We start from the raw sequence: 25,310 nt of genomic DNA, 5'->3' as shown, positions 1-25,310 counted from the left end.
CTTCTACAAAAGGGCTTTTATACGCATTCAATATCGAAATTGACTATTGAACAACTTCTGGATTTTGTACTGAAATTAAATGACCATTCGAGCTAAAGAAATTAGCCACTTGGCTTTGCATTTCAGTGGTTGCTGCACTTGTCATTACGCCATCAGGAGCTGCTGCTTGAGGACTTGGGTCCAAAATAGAGCCGTGATGCCCAAATACATAACGTACAGCGCCAGATACTGGTGCTTCTGCATCTTGCACCATTTCAGAAACGCTTGGTAAATTTAATAATGCTATTGCGCCCTCTGTACCACCTAAAGGAGAAGTAGATATTGAATTTGGAATAACTTGGTCTGATAAGTTATCACCACCATTGCCAACCACTTCAATTAAATGCGTAGGGGTATTAGTCGCTGCCATCATAGCGGCATAGTTTGCAGGATCACCAGCATCAGTTACTGTTTGCGCAGCAAAGGCAAACTCTGCGAAAGTGCCATTTAAGCCAGCTTGTTGCTCAGGTGTTAAAGCAGCATAAAAGTTTTGGTAATAACCAACCAATTCAGCTGATGTTGGCGGAGTTGGGCTCATGTGAACTTGAGCAACATATGCTTGGAAGTCTTCAGACGCTTGGTAAGTTAAGTTAGATTTAACCACGTCACCAAATGCGCCTGACTCCATTAAGAAATTCGCGACCATAACCCCCGGCATTGCTTGCGAGTTTGTATTAACTGCAAATAAAGGGTCCACTTGCGGATCAAGTGATGTATTCGTTAAGGCAATAAAGTTAATACCTGTAATAGCCCCTAACGAATGACCTAAAAAGTGAACATTACTTGCATCAACCTTAATTGGCTTTCCGTCAACATCAACACCACCTAAAAAGTTCAATCCTAAACGTAAGCCTAACAAATCAGAGGTTGATTGGCGTAAGTTATCACGAGTAGTTAATAAACTCGCTAAGTTCATGTAATGGGTTGCATCAACCGTTGTCGCATTTATTTCATCTACACCATCACCATTTAAATCAAATCCACGACTACCGCCTAAAGCTGGGTCACCATGTAAAGGATGATTAATGGCAACCGTCGCCATACCGTAAATTGAAAGCAGTCCAGTAATAGCTAACATATCTTCTTTTTTAGAGGTAATACCGTGTTGAAGAATAACCACAGGCCAACCTGTTGAAGGCTCGGTTAAGTTTGCGGGTAAACCTAAACCAACGCGAACCGCATTTGCCACAGCAACATCTGGGGTTGTCATTTGTACAACAACATCCATCATCGCATTCGTTTTAGGTACAGGGTTGTATTTAGTTAAATTACGCTCAGTATCAATACCTAAATCACGTAGTCCTGGAGCAGCTAAACCTTGCGCTTCAGAAATAGCCATACACATACCGTCAGTTTGGCTTTGAGGATTAGCAGGAATAGCTTCTGGGTTAGTTGCTGCAAGGCCAGCTAACATAGCGCCAGAATCACATAATCCTTTCCACCAATCGTTAACAGGTCCCATAGGGTTTTCTGCAGTAGGAACACCTAGGTAATAAGGTAATGACACATTACCTTGCATAAAATTAGCTGCTGAATAAAGAGGAACCAAACTTGCTGGAATTTGTCCTGCTAATATATCAGCAACTGAAGCTCCAGTATCCATAACACCGATAGCTGGGATACCTTGCATCGCATTGGCAACCATTGCTGGTACATCATTCGCCATTAATGCTTTGGTGGTACCTAACACATCAGTGGTTGATTGCGTAGTAAACGCCATTGTATAAATTAAAGAGTCTTGATCAACACCGGCAGAAACAACTGCATTTTCATAAGAGTTAATGACCGCTTGTAAACCACGTTGTGCATCTGTCCCTAGTGGTAGTTCGTTCATATCTTGACGAACGCTTTCATAAGTTGAAGAGCCAGCAATCGACTTTCCATTATCGTCTTGTAATGTATCTGTTAACGCCACAAGATAAGAAGTTTTTCCAGGGAAAGGTTTTAAAGGAACGACTGCAATACTATTACCTGACTTTTGCGTAATAAAATCTACAGTATAAGTTAGTTCAGAGACCACTTTACACGCAGCGCCACGAGGAACTTCCTCACAGCCAGGGTCTCCCCCCATTAATGTTTCAAAAATACGCACTGACGACGGATTAAATACAGAGTTTCCATCAAGTTCAGTACCTGCTGGAAAATCAATACCAATTACAAAAGGATTAGTAGTAGACCAGCCGTCTAATGCACTTATTGCTACAGCTGGATCTGAAAAATTGGTTGGATCATCTACAGGAGTATTAAGCGTGCCATCTAAAGAACCTTGATATAATAAATCATTAGGCAGTGATAACACACCATTTGATGGATCAAAAATTACACGAGCAGGCGCGGTGATTGGTGTGCCGTTTTCGGCAACGTCTTTTTTTACATCTTCAATGGTTTCACTTTCACAGCCACTTAAACCTAGTGCACTGATAATAGCAAGACTGAGTACTAACTTATTCATTTGATCTCCCCAAAGACTAATTTATGCTTTTTTACTTTGTATGTTATTTTTATGTTTTATGCTTTTCGTATGAAATTATATTTCCCCAACAAATAACAACATGAAAATATTGACTTCCATTATTAAAATTTAACTTGTTAGACCAGTTAAACTTAACCCAAGATTTAGTAATGTGCTAGCCCTTTTTAACTTTCTTGTAATTTATTTCAGTTTTTTGGCCTTTATTCGATGAATTTACTCGTCAGTTACTAGACTAAATAGTAATATTGCCAGCCTATTAAACCAAGACAGAAATGAATATGTTCGACTATCAAATAAAAGACAATTGCTTAACAGGTAAAACCATTCTTGTCACAGGTGCTGGAGATGGCATTGGTCGTCAAGCTGCATTAAGTTATGCAAAACTAGGTGCTACCGTTATCCTTTTAGGAAAAACAGTAAAAAAGCTAGAAGATGTTTATGATGAGATAGTTAATCAGGGGTTTGTAGAACCCGCCATTATTCCTCTTGATTTAAAAGGCGCAACTAAGCAAAACTACACTGATATGGCTGTCACAATTGCACAACAATTTGGACAATTAGATGGTGTATTATTAAATGCTTCTATACTGGGTGAATTAACACCATTTACCCAAATTCATGAGCAAATTTTTGAAGAAGTAATGAAGGTAAACGTCACCGCGCAATACCTAATGGCACAAGCATTAATTCCAACTCTACTTCTAGCTGATACTGCTTCGTTAGTTTTCACCTCTTCCGGTGTGGGTAATCAAGGACGCGCATTTTGGGGGCCTTACAGTATTTCAAAGTTTGCGACTGAAGGCATGATGCAAGTGATTGCTGATGAATATGAAGGCACTCATTTACGTTGTAATGCGATAAATCCTGGCGCGACGAAAACGAAAATGCGAGCAACCGCTTTTCCTGCAGAAGATACCAGCCAAGTCGCTGCTGCTGTTGATATTATGCCATTGTATGTTTACTTGATGAGTGATGATAGCCAAACAGTTAATGGACAAACGTTAAAGGCACAATAAGTTTTTAACATACCGTATAACAAATAAGTTGTTGTACGGTTTTATCGCGGAAAGAGACGTTATAATTCGCTTTGTTTTGCTAAAAAGGTATTAATTAACGAAGCGACCTGTTGTGCCTTCTCCATATGAACATGGTGGCCGCCAATTATCTCGTGGCTTATAAAAGAGTCTATCATGGGTCCAAAGTGACCAATTCCTTTACTCACCATATCTAACCCTTTACTGCCATAAATTAATTGTACAGGACATTTAATGTCATTCATTAGTTGCTCTGCTTGCTTCAACGTTAAACGATAAGGCGATATATTCCTTAAACGACTATCTGCACGCCATGTATAACCATCTCCTTCTTTAATTAAACCACGCTCAACAATTAATTTTGCTTGTTGATAATGCATATCACTCACGTTAACACGTGCTTTAATTGCAGACTCAATTGATGGATGTAAATTTTTGGTTTTTCGAGCACTAACTTTAGATGAAGCTGCTGTTTGTTTATTCGTGATATTAGTGATTTGAGAAGATAACACCGAGCCTTTTATTCGACTTAACAACCCCTTACGTAATTGATTTGTAGTTTCTTCTGCCTCAGTCGTTATAAAGCCTATCGAATCTAATAAGGTTAACGATTTTACTTTCTCAGGAAAAGCAGCAGCAAAAGCTGACGCAACCATACCCCCCATAGAATGAGCAACGATATCAATGCTGTGCCAGTTATTATGCTCTAATAGCATTAATAAATCGTACACCCAGTCCATAAAGTGATAGTGAGCATCATCGCCACGATGAGAAGATAAGCCGTGCCCATTCCAATCAATAGCAATCATTCGCTTATTCTTTGTTAAATCGCCCTCTGTCATATAAGGCAGTAAAGGGAGAAAGCTAGCGGCATTATCTAACCAACCATGTAAACATAAAACAATATCATCTTTGTTGTTAGTTATATTTTTTTTAGCTGAGTACGCTATACCATGTATTGATGAATGCTCTAAGTTATAGCAAACATCTTCAATATGGATAGCTGTTTCTGACTCTGACATTGAAATTGTCCTGATAGATTTTGATGCGCAATCAATATTAGCTTTAAAATAGAGGGCGAATTAATGAGGTATTTTTATTCGACTAAGGAAAAAGACCATAACTAAAGCTAATCCCGACCATATGGTCACCCAAATTATTTCGGGAATACCCGTTGAAGCGGCAAGAGTAGCGCCATCGCCTAAGTCTCTTCCATCAAGCAAATACAACGGACTAAATAAACTGTTAAGCAATACGATAACACCCAGTAATTGAATTAATATTTGTAAACTCTTTAAATGTTCAATTTTCAAACTAACAACAAACATCATCAAAAGTACAACTAAAATGACAACTGTTAATAAATCTCTTACCCATAAAATGATGGAAGTTGCGAGTAAGAAAACAATAAAAACTGAGAAAATTTGTGCTAAACGTTGATGTTTAAGGGCAAAGAAGTAAATAAGCCCCCCCCAAATTATTGCGCCTGCATAACCAAAAAAACTAATCACAAAAGCAGAGCCGCCTTGAGTCGTACACAAACCTGCGCCATTGGTAAAAAGTTGAACATTAACTATTTTACCGCCTGTTGCAATAGCGGCTAAGCCATGACCAATTTCATGAAAGTAACTCTCTAACCAATTAAACGGAATAGAAACTACCGGGATGCTGCGCACAATTGCTCCGGCTATGAGAAATAGCCAAAATTGATGTTTTTTCCAGAATGAATGAGATAAGTTTTTTTCAGGTAAAACGTTTGGGTTTTCAGGCAAGTAAGTCTACTCCAAATACTTGCTGAATATCATCACGCTTGTTTTGGTTTTCTACAGACTGATAAGCAGCTATTGCCGTATAATTTTGTTCAGCAACTTTATCATAGCCGGTATTACTAGTACGCTGTTGTGCCGATTGATTAGCAGATTCTTGCTCAACTAATTCAATTGCTTGTTTATCTATATCTAGTCTAGATTTTTGCTTTTGACTTTGCTCATGAGTTGATGCGTCATCTTTATGATAATGCACACTAGAAACGCTCTGTTGATTAACAACAGAGTTTTCAGTATTGGTTTTTGCAACAATCGGGCTAGTAATTGAATAACCTGATTGCGAATTTAAAATTTCCATAAGGTTAATTTAGCAAATTTTACGCTAATAGGACAATAATTATTCTTTTCCAGGTAATTTTTTCCATGAAACGGTATCTCTTACATACACTGGCTGCGCATTTTCAGCGCTAACACCTTCACCGTTTTCAAAAGCCTGACTGCCAATAACAAGCATCGCCTTGGCGTCAGGAAATAATATCTTGGGGGAGCCATCATTTGTTTTTAGCTGCGTCAATTCATTTTCATATGCATCCCAACCACTGCCAACGCCATAAGCTTTAGCTGTAAATTTTTGCAATCGCTTCTGTAGTTCGTCAGGTGGTGTGACGGCTTCTTCTGTTTTAGGTTGCATAATATTATTTTCGTCTAACTCAAAATAACCGTTATAAACCTCCGACATTCTTGCATCAATAGCACTGATCACTCTAGTTTCCTCGTGTTCAATAAACGCTAATTGCGCCATGGCTTGCAATGTAGATACACCAACTAAATTTAAGTTTGCAGAATAACCTAAACCTTGCGCAACACCTATACCAATGCGAACACCAGTAAAACTGCCAGGGCCGCGACCATAAATCAATCCATCAAGTTGATTGAGCTTACAACCTGCCTCTTTTAGGACTTCATCCACCATAGGTAATAACAATAAGCTATGCGATTGCGGGCAAATCTCATAACGACTTACCACTGTATTGTTAAATTGTAACGCTACAGAACATGCTTCTGTAGAGGCATCTATTGCCAAATAATTCACGTGAATCTCTCTTTATATTTTGTTGAAAAGCGAAATAATCAATCGGTAGTAATGTTTTTTAAAAATTGAGCGGCTTGTTCTATATCTCGACTTCTTTTCATTAAAGGCAAACTTTTTAAAAAAACTTCGCCATAAGGCCTATTAACTAAGCGATCATCACAAATAACTAAAACACCTTTATCACTTACATCTCGAATAAGTCGCCCTACCCCTTGTTTTAAAGCAATAACCGCTTGTGGTAATTGTATTTGACTGAAAGGATCTTGACCTTGACGTTTAACTTCTTCACACCTTGCTTGTAATAGTGGATCGTCGGGTGAAGCGAAAGGTAATTTATCAATAATAACACAAGTCAGTTTATCACCTCTTACATCAACCCCTTCCCAAAAACTCGCCGTTGCTAATAACACAGCATTCTCATGCTCAATAAATTGAGCTAACAGTTTGCTTTTCCCCATATGTCCTTGTACTAGTAACGGGTTTTCAATGGCATCAGCTAAATACTCGGCAACTTGGTTCATTACACGATAACTAGTAAATAACATAAAACAAGCCCCTTTACAGGCTTCAATTAATGGTATCGCCAATTGCGCTAATGCTTGAGCTCTGTTTTGATCATTGGCTGGTGGCAAGTATCTAGGCACAATTAATTGTGACTGTTGTTGATAGTCAAATGGGCTATCAAGCAATAAGCTTTTCGCTTGAGACAAACCTAAGTGTTTAGCAAAATGATCAAACCTTTCATCGACCGCTAAAGTGGCCGAAGTAAAAATCCACCCCGCGTTTGACTCAGTAACATATTGGCTGAATTTATCTGCGACAGTTAAAGGCGTTTGGTGTAAAACCACATGTCGATGTGTCGTTTCATACCAAAAACTCATACTGTAATCATCAAATTTTGCCATAACATCATATTTATTCAATAAATTGACTGCTCGTTCAAAACAATTATCAATGGCTTCATTACGGGAAACACATAGCTTTATTACTTGATATAAAAAATCAAGATCAACCTTAAGCGCTTCAAAACACTGTAAAAATACCGATTGCTTCGCCTTATCGCGCCAATTACCTCGTTCGGGGTCATAGTTAAATAAAAGTCGAAAGCTCTGAGCTGTTTTTTGAAGTTTTTCTGATGCTTTACCTAACTGTTTAACATCGGTTAGTGAACTACGATAAACCTGTATAACATCAGCACACAGCTCCAATATCTGACGTGTTGAAAAGGCTTCCCCGAAATATTCACTCGCAATGTCAGGGATTTGATGAGCTTCATCAAAAATCATCACATCCGCTTTTGGGATTAATTCACCAAACCCGGTGTCTTTTAATGCCATATCAGCAAAAAATAAATGATGGTTTACCACAACTAAGTCAGCATCAATTGCTTTTTTTCGTGCTTTAATCAAATAACAATCGTCGTAATCAGGACAGTCTTTTGCCAAGCAGTTATCAACCGTACTGGTAACATATGGGAACACGGGAGAGTTCTCTTGAACATTAACCAACTCGCCAATATCGCCATCTTGTGTGCTGGTTGCCCAAGTTTTTACTTTAACCAAGTCGCCTAAGGTTTCCGCGTCTAACTGGCCACGAGTTTGCTGATATTGCGTTAAACGATAGCGACATAAATAATTAGCTCTGCCTTTTAATAAAGCCATTTGAGCATTACTTGCCAACGCTCGACGAATTAGAGGTAAGTCTTTATGAAATAACTGCTCTTGTAAATTTTTTGTTCCTGTAGAGACTATTATTTTTTTTTCTGATAATAAGGCAGGAATGAGATAAGCAAAAGTTTTTCCCGTCCCTGTTCCCGCCTCAACAATAAGAGAAGACTCTTTGTCGATCGCACTCGCAACTTCAAGCGCCATATCGGTTTGTGCTTGTCTGGGAGAGAAACCTTTTATTGTTTTTGCAAGTAATCCATTTTGGGAAAAAGCAATTTCTACTGGAGTCATTAAGGGTGTTGGCTTGTACTATTATAAGTTAGCAAATTACCATAAAAATAACCGCTAATCGTTAAAAAACTAAGCGCTATTATAATAGGGTTTTAGTGCAAAGAAAGTATTAATCTGTGTTTATACAAATATATCAAGATGAGGGTTGTTGTCTTTGTCTTTTTTAATAATTGACTCGTCTTTTTCTTGTGGTTCTGAGCTAGCATTCTTGTGCTGGTTATTATCTTCACTCGCATTTTTATCTTTTGTATTATCTTCAGAAGAAACCACATAATCATGATTTTCAAGATGCTCAGAATCTTCTTTTAACTTACCTATAGCCGCTTCTTTTAACAAAGCTTTAACCTTTAAATTTTCAGGCTTAATTGGCACTGGGACAATTCGAGTAAGTTGTGTTGTAAAAATATCCATCTAATTGCTTCCCCCTATAATTTAATTTATTTAGCTTAAATTATTACCGAACTTTCTTATAATTTAACTTAATTATCAACTAGCATAGCTAGTGGCTCGTTATTTATTGTATCGGTATTTCCAGCATAAACTTTAATATCATATACGGTTTTGTCATATAAAATTAACAATAAAAGCTTGCTAGCTTGCAATTATATCCGTATGGTTAGCATCAATTGAGTAAACGTTGTTTCTATTTTAATGATATTTACTGAAATAATTTAATTTAACGAGCATATTATGACTTTAAACCTGAACACGCTACATCACCATCATCATACGAATTAGCCACTCAGGTATATTCGCTGAGGGGCTATGGGCCTTTCAGTGGATTAGTTAAATTATACAAATTCTAAACCCCCGAAAGAGTCCAACTCTCTCGGGGGTTTTTCGCATTTTACAGCACTAAAAATTGTATATACATGCGAAACATTGATGAAAACAGTTATCTCACAGATGAAAATTTAAGACTTAAAACAGGACTACTAAAATGACAACTCAACCACGTTTACGCATCGCTATGCAAAAATCAGGAAGATTAAGTGAAGACACGCAAAACTTACTTAAACGTTGTGGTTTAAAACTTAACGTTGCCGATCGACGACTACTTGCGCACGTCACCAATATGCCTATTGATATCATGAGAGTTCGAAGCAGTGATATTCCTGGTTTAGTAATGGATGGCGTATGTGATTTAGGTATTGTCGGCGACAACACCTTAGAAGAAACAGCACTAGAAAGAGAGTTATTAGGCAATACAGCGGATTATATTCGCACTACAGGATTAAACTTTGCCGGTTGCCACCTCTCGATTGCTATGCCAGAAGAGTTTAATTATCAGGGAATTGAAAGCTTAAACGGTTTACGCTTTGCTACAACGTATCCGCAATTACTCAAACGGTTCGCCAAAGAAAACAATATTAATTTAGACTTTTGTTTACTAAAAGGCTCTGTAGAAGTTGCCCCACGGGTTGGTTTAGCCGATGGTATTTGTGACTTAGTGTCAACAGGGGCAACCTTAGAAGCGAATGGATTAAAAGAAGTTGAAGTGATTTTTCGCTCTAAAGCGTCATTAATACAAACGGCAACACCACTTAATAGCGACAAACAAAAAACGCTAGATACGTTATTACCACGTATTCAAGGTGTGATGAAAGCGAAAGAAAGTAAATACATAATGCTTCACGCCCCTAAAGATAAAATCAGTCAAGTAAGTGCCTTAATGCCTGGGACTGAAACTCCTACTATCTTACCTTTAGCAGAGCGTGATGACTTAGTCGCTGTACATGTCGTTGCCACTGAAACTTTCTTTTGGGAAACCATGGAGCAACTTAAAGCTTTGGGTTGTCACTCAATTTTAGTCATGCCTATTGAAAAAATGATGGGCTAAGTTATGAGCAATAACCAAACTAACCTTACCCCGTTAATTAACTGGTCTTCGCTAAGTGCTGACGAGCAAACTAGTACACTTGCTCGACCTGCTATTAGTGACAATGCAAACTTATCAGCGCAAGTTGCAAATATTCTAACTTTAGTTAAAGAGCAAGGTGATGATGCACTTTTAACTTTGACCGAAAAATTTGACAATATTGCCCTAAGCACCTTAAAAGTTTCAAAAGAGCAAATTCAACAGGCTAAATTTGCTCTAACTGAAAAACGATTAGCAGCCATTAAAACTGCTTATCAACAAATAAAATGTTTTCACGAGGCGCAAAAACCAACAGATATTGATGTAACAACTCGACCTGGTGTACGCTGTATTTTAAAAACGGAAGCAATTGAAAGTGTTGGTTTATACATTCCAGCAGGTAGCGCTCCTTTGCCATCCACTGTTTTAATGTTGGGTGTACCAGCGCAAATTACTGGATGTTCACGCACAGTACTTGTCTGCCCTCCTGACTCAACAGGTAAGTTAGCGAATGAAATTTTAGCAGCAGCAGAGCTTTGTTGTATTGATGAAATTTATACCGTAGGTGGCGCGCAAGCAATTGCCGCTCTGGCTTACGGTACTCAAAGCATTAAAGCAGTAAATAAGGTTTTCGGACCTGGTAACCGCTTTGTTACCGAAGCAAAAAAACAACTTTCACAACAAGTGCCGGGATTTGCAATTGACATGCCTGCTGGTCCTTCTGAAGTATTAGTAATTGCTGATGAATTTGCCAACCCTGCATTTGTAGCAGCAGATTTATTATCACAAGCTGAACATGGTCCAGATAGCCAAGTAATTTTATTATCAAACAGTGAAAAATTGCTTAGTCTTGTTGCTAATGAGCTTGTTCAACAAGTTGCTTTATTAACCAGAAAAAATATTGCAGAGCAAGCATTGACACAAAGTCGATTGATTTTGACAACAGATCTCAAACAAGCTGTCGCAGTGTCTAATGAATATGGTCCAGAACACCTTATTATTCAAACACAAGAGCCACAAACATTATTAAGTCAGTTGCGTAATGCAGGTTCTATTTTTGTTGGAGCATATACGCCAGAATCTGCTGGAGACTATGCCAGTGGTACAAACCACGTACTACCAACTTATGGTTATTCAAAAGTGATCAGTAGCTTATCATTAGCAGACTTCTCTCGTAGATATACAGTGCAAGAGCTTACTAAAGAAGGTTTAGCTAGCTTAGCTCAATGTATAACTGAATTAACAGACGCTGAAGGTTTAGATGCCCACAAAAGAGCTGTCACTATTAGGTTAGAAGACTCAGGTTTGGAGAAAGAAAATGACGACTAAATCAAAATCGATTGCCGACAGGCTTGCTCGCTCGGAATTAATTGATATGGTGCCTTATCAGTCTGCTCGTCGGTTATTTGCCTCTAGTGATGACAATAATCAAAGTAAAATTTGGTTAAACGCTAATGAAGCTTCGGGCCCGGGTATTTATCAACTAAACGCGAGTAACCTCAATCGCTACCCAGATTTTCAACCTGAGTCGTTAATTAATGCTTATAGCCAATATGCTAATCAACCTAAAGCTAACATACTGGCGACACGTGGTGCTGATGAAGGTATTGAACTTTTAATTAGAACGTTTTGTAAAGCATATAAAGACGATATATTAATCTGCCCTCCTACTTATGGTATGTATGCAATAAGTGCTGAAAACCATGGTGCTGGTATCATAAAAGCCCCTCTAGTTAACAATCAACTTAATTTGGCGGCATTAGAAGCTCAAGTAGGTAAAGTTAAAGTGGTGTTTTTATGCTCTCCTGGAAATCCAACGGGGAATTTATTACCGCAAGAACAAATTCAAGCGGCAATAGAGATTTTTAGAGACAGCGCGATTGTCGTTGTTGATGAAGCTTATATTGAGTTTTCTGCTAAAAACTCTGTGGTTTCTTGGTTAGACAAATACGAGCACCTAGTTGTTTTAAGAACGTTATCTAAAGCATTTGCCTTAGCAGGCTTACGATGTGGCTTTACTTTAGCAAATAAAGACATCATTACGATGCTAAGTAAAGTAATTGCGCCTTACCCTATTTCAGCACCTGTCGCTGAGATAGCAAGTAATGCATTAGCTAATGACAATTTAGCGCAAGTCAAAATAAGAGTAGAAGAGACAAATTTATTACGTGAACAGTTAAGTAGTTGGCTTGAACAGCAAGCTTGGTGTGAAAAAGTTCATCAAAGTGATGCAAATTTCATCTTGTTTAAAACAGCATCTAAAGAGTTAAAAGACTTTATTTTTAATGCCCTACTCGAGCAAGGGATTTTAATTCGTGATCAATCCAAACAAACTCAGCTTGAGCATTGTTTGCGCATTAGCATTGGCAGTGAACGAGAATTAACCTTATTAAAAGATACTATTACTTTAGCATTTAACAAATAACTAAAAAAATTTACCGAGATTACTATGGCACAAGAAAATATTTTATTTATCGACCGAGACGGTACGTTAATCGAAGAGCCTATTAGCGACAAACAAGTTGATAGTTTAGAAAAACTCGTATTTGAACCCAATGTTTTTCCTACCTTACTCGCGTTGCAAAAAAAGGGGTATAAGTTAGTAATGGTTTCAAATCAGGATGGTTTAGGAACGTCAAGCTACCCACAAGCCGACTTTGACTTACCACATAACAAAATGATGGAGCTTTTTAGCTCACAAGGGATCATTTTTGATGATGTACTACTTTGCCCTCACTTCGAAGAGGATAATTGTAGCTGCCGCAAACCTAAATTAGGCTTAGTTAGTGATTATTTACAACAAGGTAAAGTTAATTTTGCTAATTCGTTCGTTATAGGCGACCGAGACACAGATATTCAATTGGCAGCGAATATGGGGATTGTTGGTATTCAATACAACCGAGAGTCTTTAAACTGGGACGATATTGCTCAACAGTTACTCACCAGTAAAAAAAGAACGTCGCAAGTTATTCGTACCACTAAAGAAACCGACATTAAAGTCAGCGTTAACTTAGATCAAGTTGGCGGCAGCCATATTGACACCGGTCTTGGCTTTTTTGATCACATGTTAGATCAAATAGCGACACACGGTGGGTTTAACTTACAGTGTAGTGTGACGGGCGATTATCACATTGACGAACACCACAGTGTTGAAGATACTGCCCTTGCCCTTGGTCAGGCTTTAAAAGAAGCGCTTGGTGATAAACGAGGCATTGCACGTTTTGGTTTTGTATTGCCGATGGATGAGTGTCGAGCGGAATGCTCTATCGATTTATCAGGCAGGCCTTGGTTAGAATTTGACGCAGAGTTTACCGATAATATGGTAGGTAAAATGTCAACGCAAATGGTCGGTCACTTTTTTAGATCGCTAGCCGACTCAATGGCTATCACTCTACACTTATCCACTACTAAAGGTAATTGTCACCATCAGGTGGAAAGTTTATTTAAAGTATTTGGTCGTGCGCTTGGCCAAGCCATTGCTGTAAAAGGTGATGAAATGCCAAGTTCAAAAGGCAGCTTGTAATGAGTTTAATTGACAGTACCCCTAAAAATGTCATCGTTGATACAGGTTGTGCTAACTTGTCTTCAGTTAAATTTGCTATTGAACGCTTAGGTTTTAGCGTAACGATAAGTGATGATATAGAAATTATTCAACAAGCAGATAAAGTAATTTTACCTGGCGTTGGTACAGCCAAACATGCCATGGCAAATATTCGTGAAAAAGGACTTGTTGAAACACTGCAAAATCTTAAACAACCTGTACTGGGTTTTTGTTTAGGTATGCAGCTGATGACAACATCCTCTACCGAAGCGGCAAGTGGTGAAGTTGTTGAATGTTTAGGACTAATTCCCACTAAAGTAACACCATTACAAGCATTAAATAACCGTTTACCGCACATGGGCTGGAATACATTAACAGCGTTAACCGAACATCCAGTATTCGAAGGTATAAACCTTGGAGATTATTTCTATTTTGTACATAGTTTCGCCGCTCAAGTGAGTGATTATACGGTGGCAACATGTCGATATGGCAGTGATTTTTCAGCTGCTATAGCAGTAAACAACTTTATCGGCTGTCAATTTCATCCTGAACGTTCAGGAGCATTAGGCAGTAAAATTATTCAAAATTTTTTAACGTTATCACCAGAGAAATTAATTATGGAGAATCAATAATGATGATCCCTGCGATTGACCTAATCGATGGTCAAGTGGTTCGCTTGTTTCAAGGCGACTATCAACAAAAAACAAATTACCAATACACGGTACAAGAGCGTCAACAAGCGTATAGCGAAGCCGGTGCTACAGTTATGCACTTTGTCGATTTAGATGGCGCCAAAGATAGCACTAAACGTCAACTATCCACACTTAAAACTGTAATGAATCACCCAAGTATGATCATTCAAGTTGGCGGCGGTATTCGTTGTGAGGACGATGTTAAACAGCTACTTGACCTTGGTGTTAACCGAGTTGTGATTGGCTCATTAGCAATTAAAGAGCCTGAACTTGTTCTAAAATGGTTAAAAACTTATGGCGGTGAAAAAATTGTTTTAGCCTTAGATATTAAGATTGACGAAAACGGTAATAAAACCTTACCAACACACGGTTGGATTAAAGACAGCGGCGTGAATTTAGAAGATTTATTAGATGCATACATAAATGCAGGCATCAAGCATATTTTATGTACTGATATATCAAAAGACGGCACATTAACAGGTAGTAATGTGGCTTTATATTCAGAGCTTTGTCAAAAATATCCAAGCATCGCATGGCAAGCATCTGGTGGGATAGGTTGTCTTGACGATATAAAAGCGCTTATTCCAACGGGCGTTAGTGGGGTAATTTTAGGTCGCTCTTTACTGGAAGGAAAATTTACTCTAGAGGAGGCTATTGCATGTTGGCCAAGCGCATAATCCCCTGTCTTGATGTAAAAGATGGCAAAGTCGTTAAAGGTGTTCAGTTTAGAAACCATGAAATTATTGGTGATATAGTGCCCCTTGCGCAACGATATGCTGAAGCTGGCGCAGATGAATTAGTTTTTTATGACATCACTGCAAGCTCTGATGGCAGAGTAGTGGATAAAAGCTGGGTTAGTCGAATAGCCCAAGTGATTGATATTCCATTTTGTGTGGCTGGAGGAATAAAGAGTGAAGCCGATGCAAGAGAAATACTCACCATGGGCGCAGATAAAATAAGCATTAACTCCCCTGCCCTTAGAGATCCGGCTTTAATTGCTCGCTTAGCAGAAGTTTTCGGTCAACAATGTATTGTGATCGGTATTGATAGTTTTTTTGATAAAGAGGCCAATCAATATCAAGTTTATCAATTTACCGGGGATGAAACTCGCACACAGAAAACAACTTGGACAACCTTTGACTGGATCCAAGAAGTACAGAAAAGGGGAGCTGGTGAAATTGTTTTAAACTGTATGAACCAAGATGGAGTTCGTCAAGGTTATGATATTGAACAATTAAAACAAGCTCGTGCAGTTTGTAACCTTCCGTTAATCGCTTCTGGTGGCGCTGGAGAAATGGTCCACTTTAAAGATGTTTATCAACAATGTGATGTTGATGGCGCTTTGGCTGCAAGTGTTTTTCATAAAGAAGTGATTGAAATTATCGCGCTAAAAAATTACTTAGCCGACAATAGTTTTGAGCCAAAAATAGAGATCAGATTATGTTAGTAACTAAAGAAAATATTGACCAACTTGCTTGGCAAAAAATGTCAGACCTAATCCCTGCCATTATTCAACATCAGGATACCGGTGCTATATTAATGCAAGGTTATATGAATCAAGCCTCATTAAGTGCAACCTTAGAAACGGGCAAAGCAACATTTTTCAGCCGCTCTAAACAAGCGTTGTGGGTAAAAGGTGAAACCTCTGGTCATTTCTTAAATGTAGGAGAAGTACTAACTGACTGCGATAAAGATAGTTTACTAATTGCCTGTCGACCTGTTGGCCCTAGTTGTCATTTAGGTACAGAATCTTGTTTTCCTGAGCAGAAACTAACGCAGCAAAACTTTTTAAGCCATTTAGAACAAGTTATTGCAAGTAGAAAAACAGACGATCCTAACTCAAGTTATACTGCAAGCTTATTTGCTAAAGGTACAACGAAGATCGCCCAAAAAGTTGGAGAAGAAGGTGTAGAAGTTGCACTTGCTGCCGTTGCAGAAACTAAAGAAGATTTACTAGGCGAATGTGCTGATTTGTTTTATCACACCCTTGTTTTACTACAAGATAAAAACATTGAATTAGCAGAAGTTATGTCGGTTTTACAGCAACGCCATAAAAAATAACTTTTAGTAGTTTACGCACATATTGTTTATTAATGGACAATATGTGCGCTATTACTTCAGTGATAGACTATGCTATAACAATATTAATACCGCATTTACATAGAAAACAATTATGGCAAAAGGACTTACGTTTGCCGATAAAAGGAATGTCAGCAAGCGAATAAAATTTAAAAAAACCTTCACACTCTTTCAATCATTTTTTTGTTTAGCCTTTCTGTGCTCTAATTTCATCAGTCATGCTAGCACCGATAGCATCATAATTTATATTCGTGATGATGTTTATGACGACTACCTTCACTTTACCTCCAATAAAGATGTATTAACCATTACTGAATTTACGGGGAAAAAAGTTAGGCGAGATGTCGTAGACATGATTATTGCCCAGCAAGCATTAAGGTTGGGCGGTTTTAATTACACGTTTAAATATGCTCCAGGGAAGGTCAATTTTCGAAACACGAAAATGATACAAACTGGTGACTCATTAATAAGTTTTGATTCATATTGGCTACGAGATGCCAAAGCCATTGAGGAGAATGTCTACATCTCATTACCAGTTATTCGTCAAGGTGAATATGTTGCTGGCATATACACCAGCCCTGAAAACTCTAAAACTCTTGCAGTAAAAAAATTTAGTGATTTACAGGAACTCACAGCCATTTCAACATCGAAATGGCGAACAGACTGGCAAACGTTAAGTGAACTACCTTTAAAAAATTTAATTGACGAACAAGAATGGCTAAGTATGGCACGATTAGTCAGCCAGCAATGGGTAGACTTTTTACTAATGCCATTTAATTCAAGCCCTGATCAATCATTTATTATGGATAAAATAATTTTAACTCCAGTCAAAGGAGTTGGTATTGAACTTTTTGATAGTCGACACTTTGTTATTAGTAAAAAGCACGCCAAAGGTGCTGAAGCGATCACTGCAATAAATATAGGCATCAAGAAACTACGAGAAAATAAGGCAATTGCTAAAGCCTACACTCAAGCAGGCTTCTTTATTGATACAAATAAAATAACTATTCTTAATAAACATAAACCGAATAAAAATTGACTAAATGGTAAGTTAATTTATAATCTCGGTTCTTAATTTTCGTGTAAGCTAAGGATCGGCTGTGTTCAAGTTCTCATCAATAAAAAAATACGGTAAAAAGCTACATCCTGCCTTAGTGAAACGATACGGTGAGAAAGACTTCTATAGTGCGAGTGAGATTCGTTCTACAGTTTATCAATGTGATTTCAATCCCAAACACCTGCCTTTAGGTTATCTACTTTTTTTAGAAACGAAACAACTTAATCAGGTCCTCACAAAAGAATTTCCACAACTATGCTTAAAAAGTTACAAAGCTGAGATAGCAGAGTATTTAAATGAACGAGAACACTACGGACACCTTAAATTGTTAACTTTTTAGTGTAAACTACTAATCCTTAGCGTTCGCTATCTTCGAGTCTGCTAGCGATTGGGTTACTCCAAAATAATTTATTTGATTATTAGCCGCTGACAATCTTAAGATAAAACACTTTTAATGTATTAGGTATTAATCTTATGAATTGGCAAATTAAAAAATTTCACGAATTATCAATTGATGAATTATACGATGCATTAAAACTGCGAATAGATGTATTTGTTGTTGAGCAAACTTGTTTTTATCCGGATCTAGATAACTTAGATCGCCATGCTGAGTCACTGCATTTATTTTGTTATCAAAACGGTGAAATGGCGGCTTATTTGCGTATTTTAGCCAAAGGCCAAAGTTATACTGATTACCCGAGCATCGGTAGAGTAATTATCGCTCCTAAAGCTCGTGGGAAAGGATTAGGGCATCAATTAATGACTGAGGCAATCAATGCCTGCACGACCTATTTTCCAGAGCAAGACATTAAAATATCAGCTCAAGAGCATCTCGAATGCTATTACAACAAACATAACTTTGTTCGTGTTTCCGAAATGTATTTAGAAGACGACATTCCACATATTGCGATGATAAAAAAAGCGAGTGAATAACTCGCCTCTTGCAACTTTATTTTATCTACATCAATACATTAATATAAAAATAGTCTAATGTTTTCAATTGATAAAACTAGCAGCACTAAAAATGTCAAAATCATACCTGATTGACGTTGAACAGAAGTGCCAATAGATTTATTTAAACCAACCGCATGAAGAATACGGCCGACAAATAACATGCTCCCTAATGCATGTAAGCATAATCTATCAGCACCATTGAGTTCATAACAAGCTAAAAGAACGAGTGCTAACGGAACATATTCAATAAAGTTACCATGAATTCTAATTGCAGCCGCTAACGCTTTCTCTTGACCGTCACCAATGCCTACTTTAAGTTTCAGTCGTAAACGGATTACATTAAATGAAAGCCCTAGTAGTAATAACGTTAACAAAGCCGCATAAAACGCAGTGATTTTTAAAGAGATATCCATGTACAACCTTTATTGTTTTTTTAATTTCCAGTGTATTAAAAAGCAAAAAAAAGCTCGCTAGGCGAGCTTTATTCAATCTATTTTTACGTAAGCTCTTTCAACAGCAATTGACTTACCTGTTCAACCGGTTGAGTACCATCAATGGTTAAATACTTACATAGAGAATTTTCAGCTTCTGCTTGGTAATAATTAACTAATGGTTTGGTTTGCTCGTGGTATATTGCTAAACGTTTACGTACCGTTGCTTCTTCATCATCAGGTCTTATAGATAATTCTTCACCTGTATCATCATCTTTTCCTTCAACCTTAGGTGGGTTGTAAACAACATGATAAACACGGCCTGATCCTGAATGAACACGACGACCCGCCATACGTTCCACGATAACATCATCTGGCACATCAAATTCAATAACACTATCAACTTCAACACCATTTTCCTTCATGGCATCAGCTTGGGGAATCGTGCGTGGGAAACCGTCTAGTAAAAAACCAGATTGACAATCATCTTGCGCAATACGCTCTTTTACTAAACCGATAATTAAATCATCAGAAACAAGCTGTCCTGCATCCATTACTGCTTTAGCTTGTTTACCTAAATCCGTACCAGCCTTAATTGCAGCACGCAACATGTCACCAGTAGAAATTTGTGGTATTGCAAATTTTGCCATTAAAAACTGTGCTTGAGTGCCTTTTCCCGCACCTGGTGCACCTAATAAAATAATGCGCATATCAATATAGCCCTAATAAAGTGTGTATAAATAATAATTACGTTAGAAATATGTTAAAAATCCGTAAATAATTCTAATGTAATTATATTGTAATCAAAGTTTGGTAATTCGGCAGACACTATACAAGCTCAATTGTATGCAAACAAGTATCAATACGAGATAGCATACAAAAAAGGCCTAATCTTTGAAATAGAAAAGGCCTTTTTTAATACTAAAGTCTATAGTACTTTCGTGCTAAGAACACTTCATCAATAAAATGACTCGTTATTTAGTCAAACTTAACATAAGTGCATTTAAACGACCTACAAAGCCAGATGCGTCTTTCAGACTACCACGTTCAGCTAACATGGCTTGTTCAAACAATACATCACTCCATTGTTTAAACTTATCTTCATCTTGTTCATCCGCCAAGTGTTTTACTAATTGATGTTCACCATTAATTTCAAAAATAGGTAAAGTTTCAGGTACTTCTTGACCAACAGATTGCATTAATTTCATCATTTGGCTACTCATATCTTGCTCATCAGTAACAATACATGCAGGAGAGTCTGTTAAACGCTGTGAAAGTTTAACATCTTTCACTTTACCTTCTAATACCGTTTTAATGCGTGTAACTACAGAATCAAACTCTTCTTCTAGTTTCTCTTGAGCTTCTTTGCTTTGAGCATCATCCATCTTACCCAGATCTAAACCACCACGCGTAACAGATTGTAATTGTTTACCATCAAATTCAGTTAAGTGACTTACTAACCACTCATCAATTCGATCAGATAGTAGTAATACTTCAATGCCTTTTTTGCGGAAAATTTCTAAGTGAGGGCTGTTTTTAGCCGCTTCAAAACTGTCTGCAACCACATAATAAACTTTATCTTGTCCTTCTTTCATACGCTCCGCATAATCAGAAAGAGAAACGCTTTGCATGCTAGAATCATTGTTAGTAGAAGCAAATCGTAATAGTTTAGCAATTTGTTCTTTATTACCCATATCTTCAGCTGGGCCTTCTTTAAGTACTTGACCAAACTCATTCCAGAAAGTTTGATATTTGTCTTCATCATTTTTGCCAAGCTTTTCTAACATGCCTAATACACGCTTTGTACAACCCTTACGAATAGCTTGTGTTACTTTACTGTCTTGTAAAATTTCACGAGATACGTTTAACGGAAGATCGTTTGAGTCAAGTAAGCCTTTAACAAAACGCAAATACGTAGGCATGAACTGTTCAGCATCATCCATAACAAACACGCGTTGAATATATAGTTTTAAACCATGCTGTTTTTCACGGTTATACATATCAAAAGGAGCTTTTGTTGGGATATAAAGCAAACTTGTGTATTCAGTTTTACCTTCTACACGGTTATGCGCCCACAAAAGAGGATCGGTAAAGTCGTGTGATACATGTTTATAAAACTCTTTATATTCATCGTCTGAAACATCTGCTTTTTCACGCGTCCAAAGCGCTGTCGCTTTATTTACAGGGTTCCATTGTGCAGGTACAGCTGGTTGTGCTGGGATCTTTTCGCCATCTGGCCCTTCACTCTCTGCAACTTCAGCAACTTCTGGTGTTAACATTTCAACCGATACAGAAATATGATCTGAGTATTTAGTCACGATTGACTTTAAACGCCACTCATCAGCAAACTCAGTTTCTTCTTCTTTTAAATGAAGAATAATGTCAGTACCGCGACTTGCTTTTTCTATAGCGGCAGTTGTGAATTCACCTTCACCTTCAGAAGTCCATTCAACACCTTCATTAGCGGCGGTGCCCGCTGCACGAGAACGTACAGTTACTTTATCAGCAACAATAAAAGCTGAATAAAAACCAACACCAAATTGACCAATTAATTGAGAGTCTGTTGCTTGATCACCTGACAAGTTATTAAAAAATTCAGCTGTGCCTGATTTTGCAATCGTACCTAAATGAGCAATAACATCATCATGGTTCATACCAATACCGTTATCTGAAATAGTCACAGTATTCGCTTCTTTATCAGCGCTAACACGTACGCGTAACTCGCTGTCATTTTCAAATAAACTTGCATCAGACAATGCTTTAAAACGTAATTTATCTGCTGCATCAGCAGCATTTGATACTAATTCACGAAGAAAAATTTCTTTATTAGAATAAAGTGAATGGATCATCAATTTAAGTAATTGCTTTACTTCGGTTTGAAAACCGTGAACTTCTGGTTGGCCAGTATCAGACATATGAATTTTTCCTAATTATACGAATAAAATAATTTGATAATTAAATTGTGGGGGGTGATAAATTTTTTTCAAGGGAAAATGAAAAATTGACGTGGAATTTTTATAGCGCGTTTATCTATACTTCACCTTAATAAAGGTAATAATAAAGGTAACTATGGTTGATAAATTTTCCGACCGTTAAGAGCATGGGATAAAGTGTTCCCGTCAACATACTCAAGCTCGCCCCCCATAGGCACACCATGAGCAATACGTGAAATATTGATGTTATATTGCTGGGCAAGCTCTGCAATGTAATGTGCTGTTGCTTCCCCTTCTACCGTTGGATTAGTCGCTAGAATAATTTCTTTAAATTGCCCCTTAGATAATTGTGTATCTAATGTGTCGAGCCCTAAATCTTCAGGACCTATACCATCGATTGGTGATAAATGTCCCATTAAAACAAAATACAAACCTTGAAACTCTCCAGTTTGCTCAATTGCAATGACATCAGCAGGACCTTCTACAATACACAATGTTTCGCCGAACTGACGTTTAGGGCTTTGGCAAATATTGCATATACTTTCTTCAGTAAAGTTACGACACTGCTGGCAATGCCCTACTTTATCGATTGCTAAAGCAAGGGTTTGCGCTAACTTATCTCCTCCTCGACGATTACGCTCTAATAAATGAAAAGCCATTCGTTGTGCTGTTTTTGAACCTACGCCAGGTAGGCAACGCAATGAGTCGATCAATTCTTGTACAAGAGGGCTAAATTTCATAGGTAGTTTTCAAGGTAAGCTAAGATAAAAGAAGAAGGCGACTACCTGTTAGAAAATAGATAGTCGCTAGTTTTACTAGAAAGGCATTTTCATCCCTGGTGGTAATTGCATGCCGCCAGTAAGTGAACCCATTTTCTCTTTATTTTGTTCTTCTACGCGGCGCACTGCATCGTTAAAAGCAGCGGCAACTAAATCTTCAATCATTTCCTTATCGTCTTCATATAAGCTTTCATCTATATTTACACGACGAACACTGTGACTACCTGTCATGATCACTTTAACTAAACCAGCACCTGACTCACCGGTAACTTCCATTTGAGCTAACTCTTCTTGCGCTTTCTGCATTTTGGCTTGCATTTGCTGAGCTTGCTTCATTAAATTTCCCATACCACCTTTCATCACTTTTTCTCCAATTCTAAACTACAAGGTTGATTCTTTATTTAATGCCGTCACCATAGAGGTAAATTCAGTTAAATTCAAGAAGAACTCGTCTGCACTGTACGACATTTTATTCATATTAGCGGGCAACTATAGTGGTTTCATCCATCACTGCTTGAAAATTTTCTTGAAATTTAACGACTATTTCATCGCTTAACAATAGCTCTTTAGCATAGTCATATCGCTTATCATTAATTTGTGATTGTATTTGAAAAGGATCTGCGACTGTTTTTTCAACGGTGATAACATCAACAGTGACCTTTTTACTTAAATACTGAGAAATAAACTGTTCGAGTTGTTGTTGAGCATTCTCTGTTTTCAAGTGTTTAGTTGCTTGATCAAGTTTTAAAACCAAATTATCGTCAGTAGAATCTTCACTTATAGTGGCATGAATAGCTAGTTGCCTTAACCGACCATTTAATGCCATTGCATCGATCATATTTGCCCATTTATCTACTTGATTTGCCAGTTTAACTTTAGCAGGATCAATAACTTCAGGTGTAAATGGTTTGGCGGGTATCGAATTAACATCTGGTACACTCGCTTGCTTTTTAGCTTTTTCTGCTTGCCGGGCTTGCTCTATTTCTGTTTGTTGACGCGTTGCTGCGTCATCAGACTTTTTTACCGGCTGTACCATTTGTTTTTTCCGACTACGTAACATATTTCGTGTCGCTAAAATTGAATCAACAGGGTTATCACTCTCGGCCTTTTCAAAATCATTAGGCTCAGCATTGGTTTCAACCTTGCTTTCAATAGATGTTTCAGCTTCAGAGCTAATTTCTGTCTCACTCGATGGGCTGTTATCACTAACCTGTCTAACTAATGGTTCCGGCGGCAAATCAGAGTCAATAGTCTCATGACTACTTTCAACTTGTGTCAGGATAGGATCAGCTTCTGGCTCTTGCTTTGACTCAGTAATAATATCTTCAGCTTCATGAGCTTTTTGCGTTTGAGCACTTTCTTCATAAGTAATGCTCTCTTGAGCGACAACTTGAGGCTCTGTTTTTTGAGCATAAGTATTTGGAGCCTGCGTTGTTGCCGCTTGGGTTATTTGAGATGCTTTTAGGGTATCTTCATCAAAATCAACCTTTACTCCTTGTACGTTATCACTTCCAACTTCAATACAGTCGTCAGCTTTCATAGGCTTAAATGCTAACAACCTTAATAGCGTCATATCAAAGGCTGCTTGCTCATCAGCGGCATAAGGTAAGTCTTTACGCCCATTCAATGCAATTTGATAATACAACTGAATATCTTCAGCTGACATTGTTTGGCTAAATTTCTTAATTAAATTGGCATGCTCTACTGAGAGTTCAAGGTGGTGATTAACCACTTGATACATAGCGACTTGATGTAATAGCTGTATAAGTTCGGCAAATAGACGATTATAGTTGGGCGCATAAGTTGCAATTTCTAACGATAATGTCATTAATCCTTGGCTATCTTGCTTAATCAAGGCAATAAGAATTTTATAGACCCAATTTTGATCAATACCACCAAGCATTTGTTGAATATTGGCAAATAAAATACTGCCTTGACCTTGGGCAATAGCTTGATCCGTTAAGCTTAGTGAGTCTCTCATACTACCCCTTGCAGCTTTAGCTAAAAGGGTTATAGCTCCATTGTCATGACTCACTTGCTCTGCTGCTAAAATTTCTTCTAGCTTTGCTTCTATTTGTTTGACAGTCAACGCTTTTAAATGAAACTGTAAACAGCGGGACAAAACAGTAATCGGGAGTTTTTGAGGATCGGTTGTTGCTAAAATAAATTTAACATGTTCCGGTGGCTCTTCTAATGTTTTTAATAAGGCATTAAAACTACTTCGCGAAAGCATGTGTACTTCATCAATCAAGTAAACCTTATAGCGACCACGGGTTGGTGCATATTGTACGTTATCAAGGATCTCTCGTGTATCGTCAACTTTTGTACGTGACGCGGCATCAATTTCAAGTAAGTCGACAAATCGACCTTGATCAATATCAACACAAACATCACATTGACCACATGGCGTTGCCGTAATACCCGTTTCACAATTAAGACTTTTAGCAAAAATGCGAGCAATGGTAGTTTTACCGACACCTCTTGTGCCAGTAAATAGATAAGCATGATGCAAACGTTGTTGTGCTAGCGCATTAACCAGTACTGTAACTACATGCTCTTGCCCCATTAACTGTTCAAAGTTCTTGGGCCGCCATTTTCTTGCTAAAACTTGATAGCTCATGCT

Annotated in this window: 25 protein-coding genes; 12 read left to right on the top strand and 13 right to left on the bottom strand. The window is 37.8% G+C overall.

Going from position 1 to position 25,310, the window contains the following annotated elements:
- Positions 1–43 precede the first annotated feature (43 nt).
- Positions 44–2,491, bottom strand: a complete 2,448-nt coding sequence (locus AC27G3_RS14925) for a VolA/Pla-1 family phospholipase (protein ID WP_487122876.1) — start codon at positions 2,489–2,491, stop codon at positions 44–46.
- A 299-nt stretch (positions 2,492–2,790) separates the two neighbouring features.
- Here AC27G3_RS14925 and AC27G3_RS14920 point away from each other — a divergent pair, with 299 nt between their 5' ends.
- Positions 2,791–3,528 carry a YciK family oxidoreductase gene (locus AC27G3_RS14920; RefSeq protein ID WP_487122889.1) on the top strand — a complete coding sequence of 246 codons (738 nt, stop codon included), beginning with the start codon at positions 2,791–2,793 and terminating at the stop codon, positions 3,526–3,528.
- A 59-nt stretch (positions 3,529–3,587) separates the two neighbouring features.
- On the opposite strand, the gene AC27G3_RS14915 is transcribed toward AC27G3_RS14920, so the two are convergent.
- From AC27G3_RS14915 to AC27G3_RS14890, 6 genes are all read right to left on the bottom strand, one after another.
- Positions 3,588–4,568 (bottom strand): alpha/beta hydrolase, encoded by a 981-nt coding sequence (locus tag AC27G3_RS14915; protein ID WP_487122874.1) that lies wholly within the window; start codon positions 4,566–4,568, stop codon positions 3,588–3,590.
- Positions 4,569–4,628: 60 nt separating this feature from the next.
- Complete coding sequence (locus AC27G3_RS14910) at positions 4,629–5,318, bottom strand: M50 family metallopeptidase (RefSeq protein ID WP_487122872.1); 690 nt, start codon at positions 5,316–5,318, stop codon at positions 4,629–4,631.
- Positions 5,311–5,670 carry a hypothetical protein gene (locus AC27G3_RS14905; RefSeq protein WP_487122870.1) on the bottom strand — a complete coding sequence of 120 codons (360 nt, stop codon included), beginning with the start codon at positions 5,668–5,670 and terminating at the stop codon, positions 5,311–5,313. Before AC27G3_RS14905 ends, AC27G3_RS14910 begins: the two co-directional genes overlap by 8 nt.
- A 39-nt stretch (positions 5,671–5,709) precedes the next feature.
- Positions 5,710–6,405, bottom strand: coding sequence for a tRNA (adenosine(37)-N6)-threonylcarbamoyltransferase complex dimerization subunit type 1 TsaB (gene tsaB, locus AC27G3_RS14900; RefSeq protein ID WP_487122868.1), 696 nt, complete (start codon positions 6,403–6,405; stop codon positions 5,710–5,712).
- Between the two features lie 38 nt (positions 6,406–6,443).
- Positions 6,444–8,363 (bottom strand): DNA repair helicase YoaA, encoded by a 1,920-nt coding sequence (yoaA, locus tag AC27G3_RS14895; RefSeq protein WP_487122866.1) that lies wholly within the window; start codon positions 8,361–8,363, stop codon positions 6,444–6,446.
- A 120-nt stretch (positions 8,364–8,483) separates the two neighbouring features.
- Positions 8,484–8,774, bottom strand: a complete 291-nt coding sequence (locus tag AC27G3_RS14890; RefSeq protein WP_487122864.1) for a hypothetical protein — start codon at positions 8,772–8,774, stop codon at positions 8,484–8,486.
- A gap of 529 nt (positions 8,775–9,303) precedes the next feature.
- Between AC27G3_RS14890 and hisG the strand changes: the two genes are divergently transcribed.
- The 11 genes from hisG (at position 9,304) to AC27G3_RS14835 (ending at position 18,523) form a co-directional block, all read left to right on the top strand.
- The gene (hisG, locus tag AC27G3_RS14885) at positions 9,304–10,203 is read left to right on the top strand and encodes an ATP phosphoribosyltransferase (RefSeq protein ID WP_487122862.1); all 900 of its coding nucleotides are present in this window, start codon (positions 9,304–9,306) and stop codon (positions 10,201–10,203) included.
- A gap of 3 nt (positions 10,204–10,206) precedes the next feature.
- Positions 10,207–11,550: a histidinol dehydrogenase gene (gene hisD, locus AC27G3_RS14880; protein ID WP_487122860.1), complete on the top strand. Its 1,344-nt coding sequence runs from the start codon at positions 10,207–10,209 to the stop codon at positions 11,548–11,550.
- Positions 11,540–12,646, top strand: coding sequence for a histidinol-phosphate transaminase (gene hisC, locus AC27G3_RS14875; protein ID WP_487122859.1), 1,107 nt, complete (start codon positions 11,540–11,542; stop codon positions 12,644–12,646). The genes hisD and hisC overlap by 11 nt, the downstream gene beginning before the upstream one ends.
- A 24-nt stretch (positions 12,647–12,670) precedes the next feature.
- Entirely contained in the window at positions 12,671–13,744 is a 1,074-nt protein-coding gene (hisB, locus tag AC27G3_RS14870) for a bifunctional histidinol-phosphatase/imidazoleglycerol-phosphate dehydratase HisB (protein WP_487122857.1), read from the top strand.
- Positions 13,744–14,394 carry an imidazole glycerol phosphate synthase subunit HisH gene (gene hisH, locus AC27G3_RS14865; protein WP_487122855.1) on the top strand — a complete coding sequence of 217 codons (651 nt, stop codon included), beginning with the start codon at positions 13,744–13,746 and terminating at the stop codon, positions 14,392–14,394. Before hisB ends, hisH begins: the two co-directional genes overlap by 1 nt.
- Entirely contained in the window at positions 14,394–15,131 is a 738-nt protein-coding gene (gene hisA, locus AC27G3_RS14860) for a 1-(5-phosphoribosyl)-5-[(5-phosphoribosylamino)methylideneamino]imidazole-4-carboxamide isomerase (RefSeq protein ID WP_487122854.1), read from the top strand. Before hisH ends, hisA begins: the two co-directional genes overlap by 1 nt.
- A complete protein-coding gene (gene hisF / locus AC27G3_RS14855) occupies positions 15,113–15,901 on the top strand; it encodes an imidazole glycerol phosphate synthase subunit HisF (RefSeq protein ID WP_487122852.1) in 789 nt (262 codons plus the stop codon). The genes hisA and hisF overlap by 19 nt, the downstream gene beginning before the upstream one ends.
- Positions 15,895–16,515 carry a bifunctional phosphoribosyl-AMP cyclohydrolase/phosphoribosyl-ATP diphosphatase HisIE gene (gene hisIE / locus AC27G3_RS14850; protein WP_487122850.1) on the top strand — a complete coding sequence of 207 codons (621 nt, stop codon included), beginning with the start codon at positions 15,895–15,897 and terminating at the stop codon, positions 16,513–16,515. The genes hisF and hisIE overlap by 7 nt, the downstream gene beginning before the upstream one ends.
- Positions 16,516–16,627: 112 nt before the next feature.
- Positions 16,628–17,572 carry a hypothetical protein gene (locus AC27G3_RS14845; protein ID WP_487122848.1) on the top strand — a complete coding sequence of 315 codons (945 nt, stop codon included), beginning with the start codon at positions 16,628–16,630 and terminating at the stop codon, positions 17,570–17,572.
- A 61-nt stretch (positions 17,573–17,633) separates the two neighbouring features.
- The gene (locus AC27G3_RS14840) at positions 17,634–17,930 is read left to right on the top strand and encodes a DUF6559 family protein (protein WP_487122846.1); all 297 of its coding nucleotides are present in this window, start codon (positions 17,634–17,636) and stop codon (positions 17,928–17,930) included.
- Between the two features lie 134 nt (positions 17,931–18,064).
- Positions 18,065–18,523, top strand: a complete 459-nt coding sequence (locus tag AC27G3_RS14835) for a GNAT family N-acetyltransferase (RefSeq protein ID WP_487122844.1) — start codon at positions 18,065–18,067, stop codon at positions 18,521–18,523.
- 38 nt (positions 18,524–18,561) lie between these two features.
- On the opposite strand, the gene AC27G3_RS14830 is transcribed toward AC27G3_RS14835, so the two are convergent.
- The 6 genes from AC27G3_RS14830 to dnaX all read right to left on the bottom strand — a co-directional run bounded on the left by AC27G3_RS14830 (position 18,562) and on the right by dnaX (position 25,307).
- Positions 18,562–18,957 (bottom strand): MAPEG family protein, encoded by a 396-nt coding sequence (locus AC27G3_RS14830; RefSeq protein ID WP_487122842.1) that lies wholly within the window; start codon positions 18,955–18,957, stop codon positions 18,562–18,564.
- 83 nt (positions 18,958–19,040) lie between these two features.
- The gene (gene adk / locus AC27G3_RS14825) at positions 19,041–19,685 is read right to left on the bottom strand and encodes an adenylate kinase (RefSeq protein ID WP_487122840.1); all 645 of its coding nucleotides are present in this window, start codon (positions 19,683–19,685) and stop codon (positions 19,041–19,043) included.
- A 264-nt stretch (positions 19,686–19,949) separates the two neighbouring features.
- Positions 19,950–21,890 carry a molecular chaperone HtpG gene (gene htpG, locus AC27G3_RS14820; protein ID WP_487122838.1) on the bottom strand — a complete coding sequence of 647 codons (1,941 nt, stop codon included), beginning with the start codon at positions 21,888–21,890 and terminating at the stop codon, positions 19,950–19,952.
- A gap of 152 nt (positions 21,891–22,042) precedes the next feature.
- The gene (gene recR, locus AC27G3_RS14815; protein WP_487122837.1) at positions 22,043–22,648 is read right to left on the bottom strand and encodes a recombination mediator RecR; all 606 of its coding nucleotides are present in this window, start codon (positions 22,646–22,648) and stop codon (positions 22,043–22,045) included.
- 75 nt (positions 22,649–22,723) lie between these two features.
- Positions 22,724–23,047, bottom strand: coding sequence for a YbaB/EbfC family nucleoid-associated protein (locus AC27G3_RS14810; RefSeq protein WP_487122887.1), 324 nt, complete (start codon positions 23,045–23,047; stop codon positions 22,724–22,726).
- Between the two features lie 118 nt (positions 23,048–23,165).
- Positions 23,166–25,307 carry a DNA polymerase III subunit gamma/tau gene (dnaX, locus tag AC27G3_RS14805; RefSeq protein WP_487122836.1) on the bottom strand — a complete coding sequence of 714 codons (2,142 nt, stop codon included), beginning with the start codon at positions 25,305–25,307 and terminating at the stop codon, positions 23,166–23,168.
- Positions 25,308–25,310: the final 3 nt, after the last annotated feature.

Source organism: Colwellia sp. SU-HH01217, from assembly GCF_057543495.1.
This window is presented reverse-complemented; position numbering and strand designations above follow the sequence as displayed.

What these genes read in the sequence shown, in the direction of transcription:
- AC27G3_RS14925 (WP_487122876.1), bottom strand. Translation starts at nt 2,491, where the DNA reads ATGAATAAGTTAGTACTCAGTCTTGCTATTATCAGTGCACTAGGTTTA.
- AC27G3_RS14920 (WP_487122889.1), top strand. Translation starts at nt 2,791, where the DNA reads ATGTTCGACTATCAAATAAAAGACAATTGCTTAACAGGTAAAACCATT.
- AC27G3_RS14915 (WP_487122874.1), bottom strand. Translation starts at nt 4,568, where the DNA reads ATGTCAGAGTCAGAAACAGCTATCCATATTGAAGATGTTTGCTATAAC.
- AC27G3_RS14905 (WP_487122870.1), bottom strand. Translation starts at nt 5,670, where the DNA reads ATGGAAATTTTAAATTCGCAATCAGGTTATTCAATTACTAGCCCGATT.
- yoaA (WP_487122866.1), bottom strand. Translation starts at nt 8,363, where the DNA reads ATGACTCCAGTAGAAATTGCTTTTTCCCAAAATGGATTACTTGCAAAA.
- AC27G3_RS14890 (WP_487122864.1), bottom strand. Translation starts at nt 8,774, where the DNA reads ATGGATATTTTTACAACACAACTTACTCGAATTGTCCCAGTGCCAATT.
- hisG (WP_487122862.1), top strand. Translation starts at nt 9,304, where the DNA reads ATGACAACTCAACCACGTTTACGCATCGCTATGCAAAAATCAGGAAGA.
- hisD (WP_487122860.1), top strand. Translation starts at nt 10,207, where the DNA reads ATGAGCAATAACCAAACTAACCTTACCCCGTTAATTAACTGGTCTTCG.
- hisC (WP_487122859.1), top strand. Translation starts at nt 11,540, where the DNA reads ATGACGACTAAATCAAAATCGATTGCCGACAGGCTTGCTCGCTCGGAA.
- hisB (WP_487122857.1), top strand. Translation starts at nt 12,671, where the DNA reads ATGGCACAAGAAAATATTTTATTTATCGACCGAGACGGTACGTTAATC.
- hisH (WP_487122855.1), top strand. Translation starts at nt 13,744, where the DNA reads ATGAGTTTAATTGACAGTACCCCTAAAAATGTCATCGTTGATACAGGT.
- hisA (WP_487122854.1), top strand. Translation starts at nt 14,394, where the DNA reads ATGATGATCCCTGCGATTGACCTAATCGATGGTCAAGTGGTTCGCTTG.
- hisF (WP_487122852.1), top strand. Translation starts at nt 15,113, where the DNA reads ATGTTGGCCAAGCGCATAATCCCCTGTCTTGATGTAAAAGATGGCAAA.
- hisIE (WP_487122850.1), top strand. Translation starts at nt 15,895, where the DNA reads ATGTTAGTAACTAAAGAAAATATTGACCAACTTGCTTGGCAAAAAATG.
- AC27G3_RS14845 (WP_487122848.1), top strand. Translation starts at nt 16,628, where the DNA reads ATGGCAAAAGGACTTACGTTTGCCGATAAAAGGAATGTCAGCAAGCGA.
- AC27G3_RS14835 (WP_487122844.1), top strand. Translation starts at nt 18,065, where the DNA reads ATGAATTGGCAAATTAAAAAATTTCACGAATTATCAATTGATGAATTA.
- AC27G3_RS14830 (WP_487122842.1), bottom strand. Translation starts at nt 18,957, where the DNA reads ATGGATATCTCTTTAAAAATCACTGCGTTTTATGCGGCTTTGTTAACG.
- adk (WP_487122840.1), bottom strand. Translation starts at nt 19,685, where the DNA reads ATGCGCATTATTTTATTAGGTGCACCAGGTGCGGGAAAAGGCACTCAA.
- htpG (WP_487122838.1), bottom strand. Translation starts at nt 21,890, where the DNA reads ATGTCTGATACTGGCCAACCAGAAGTTCACGGTTTTCAAACCGAAGTA.
- recR (WP_487122837.1), bottom strand. Translation starts at nt 22,648, where the DNA reads ATGAAATTTAGCCCTCTTGTACAAGAATTGATCGACTCATTGCGTTGC.
- AC27G3_RS14810 (WP_487122887.1), bottom strand. Translation starts at nt 23,047, where the DNA reads ATGAAAGGTGGTATGGGAAATTTAATGAAGCAAGCTCAGCAAATGCAA.
- dnaX (WP_487122836.1), bottom strand. Translation starts at nt 25,307, where the DNA reads ATGAGCTATCAAGTTTTAGCAAGAAAATGGCGGCCCAAGAACTTTGAA.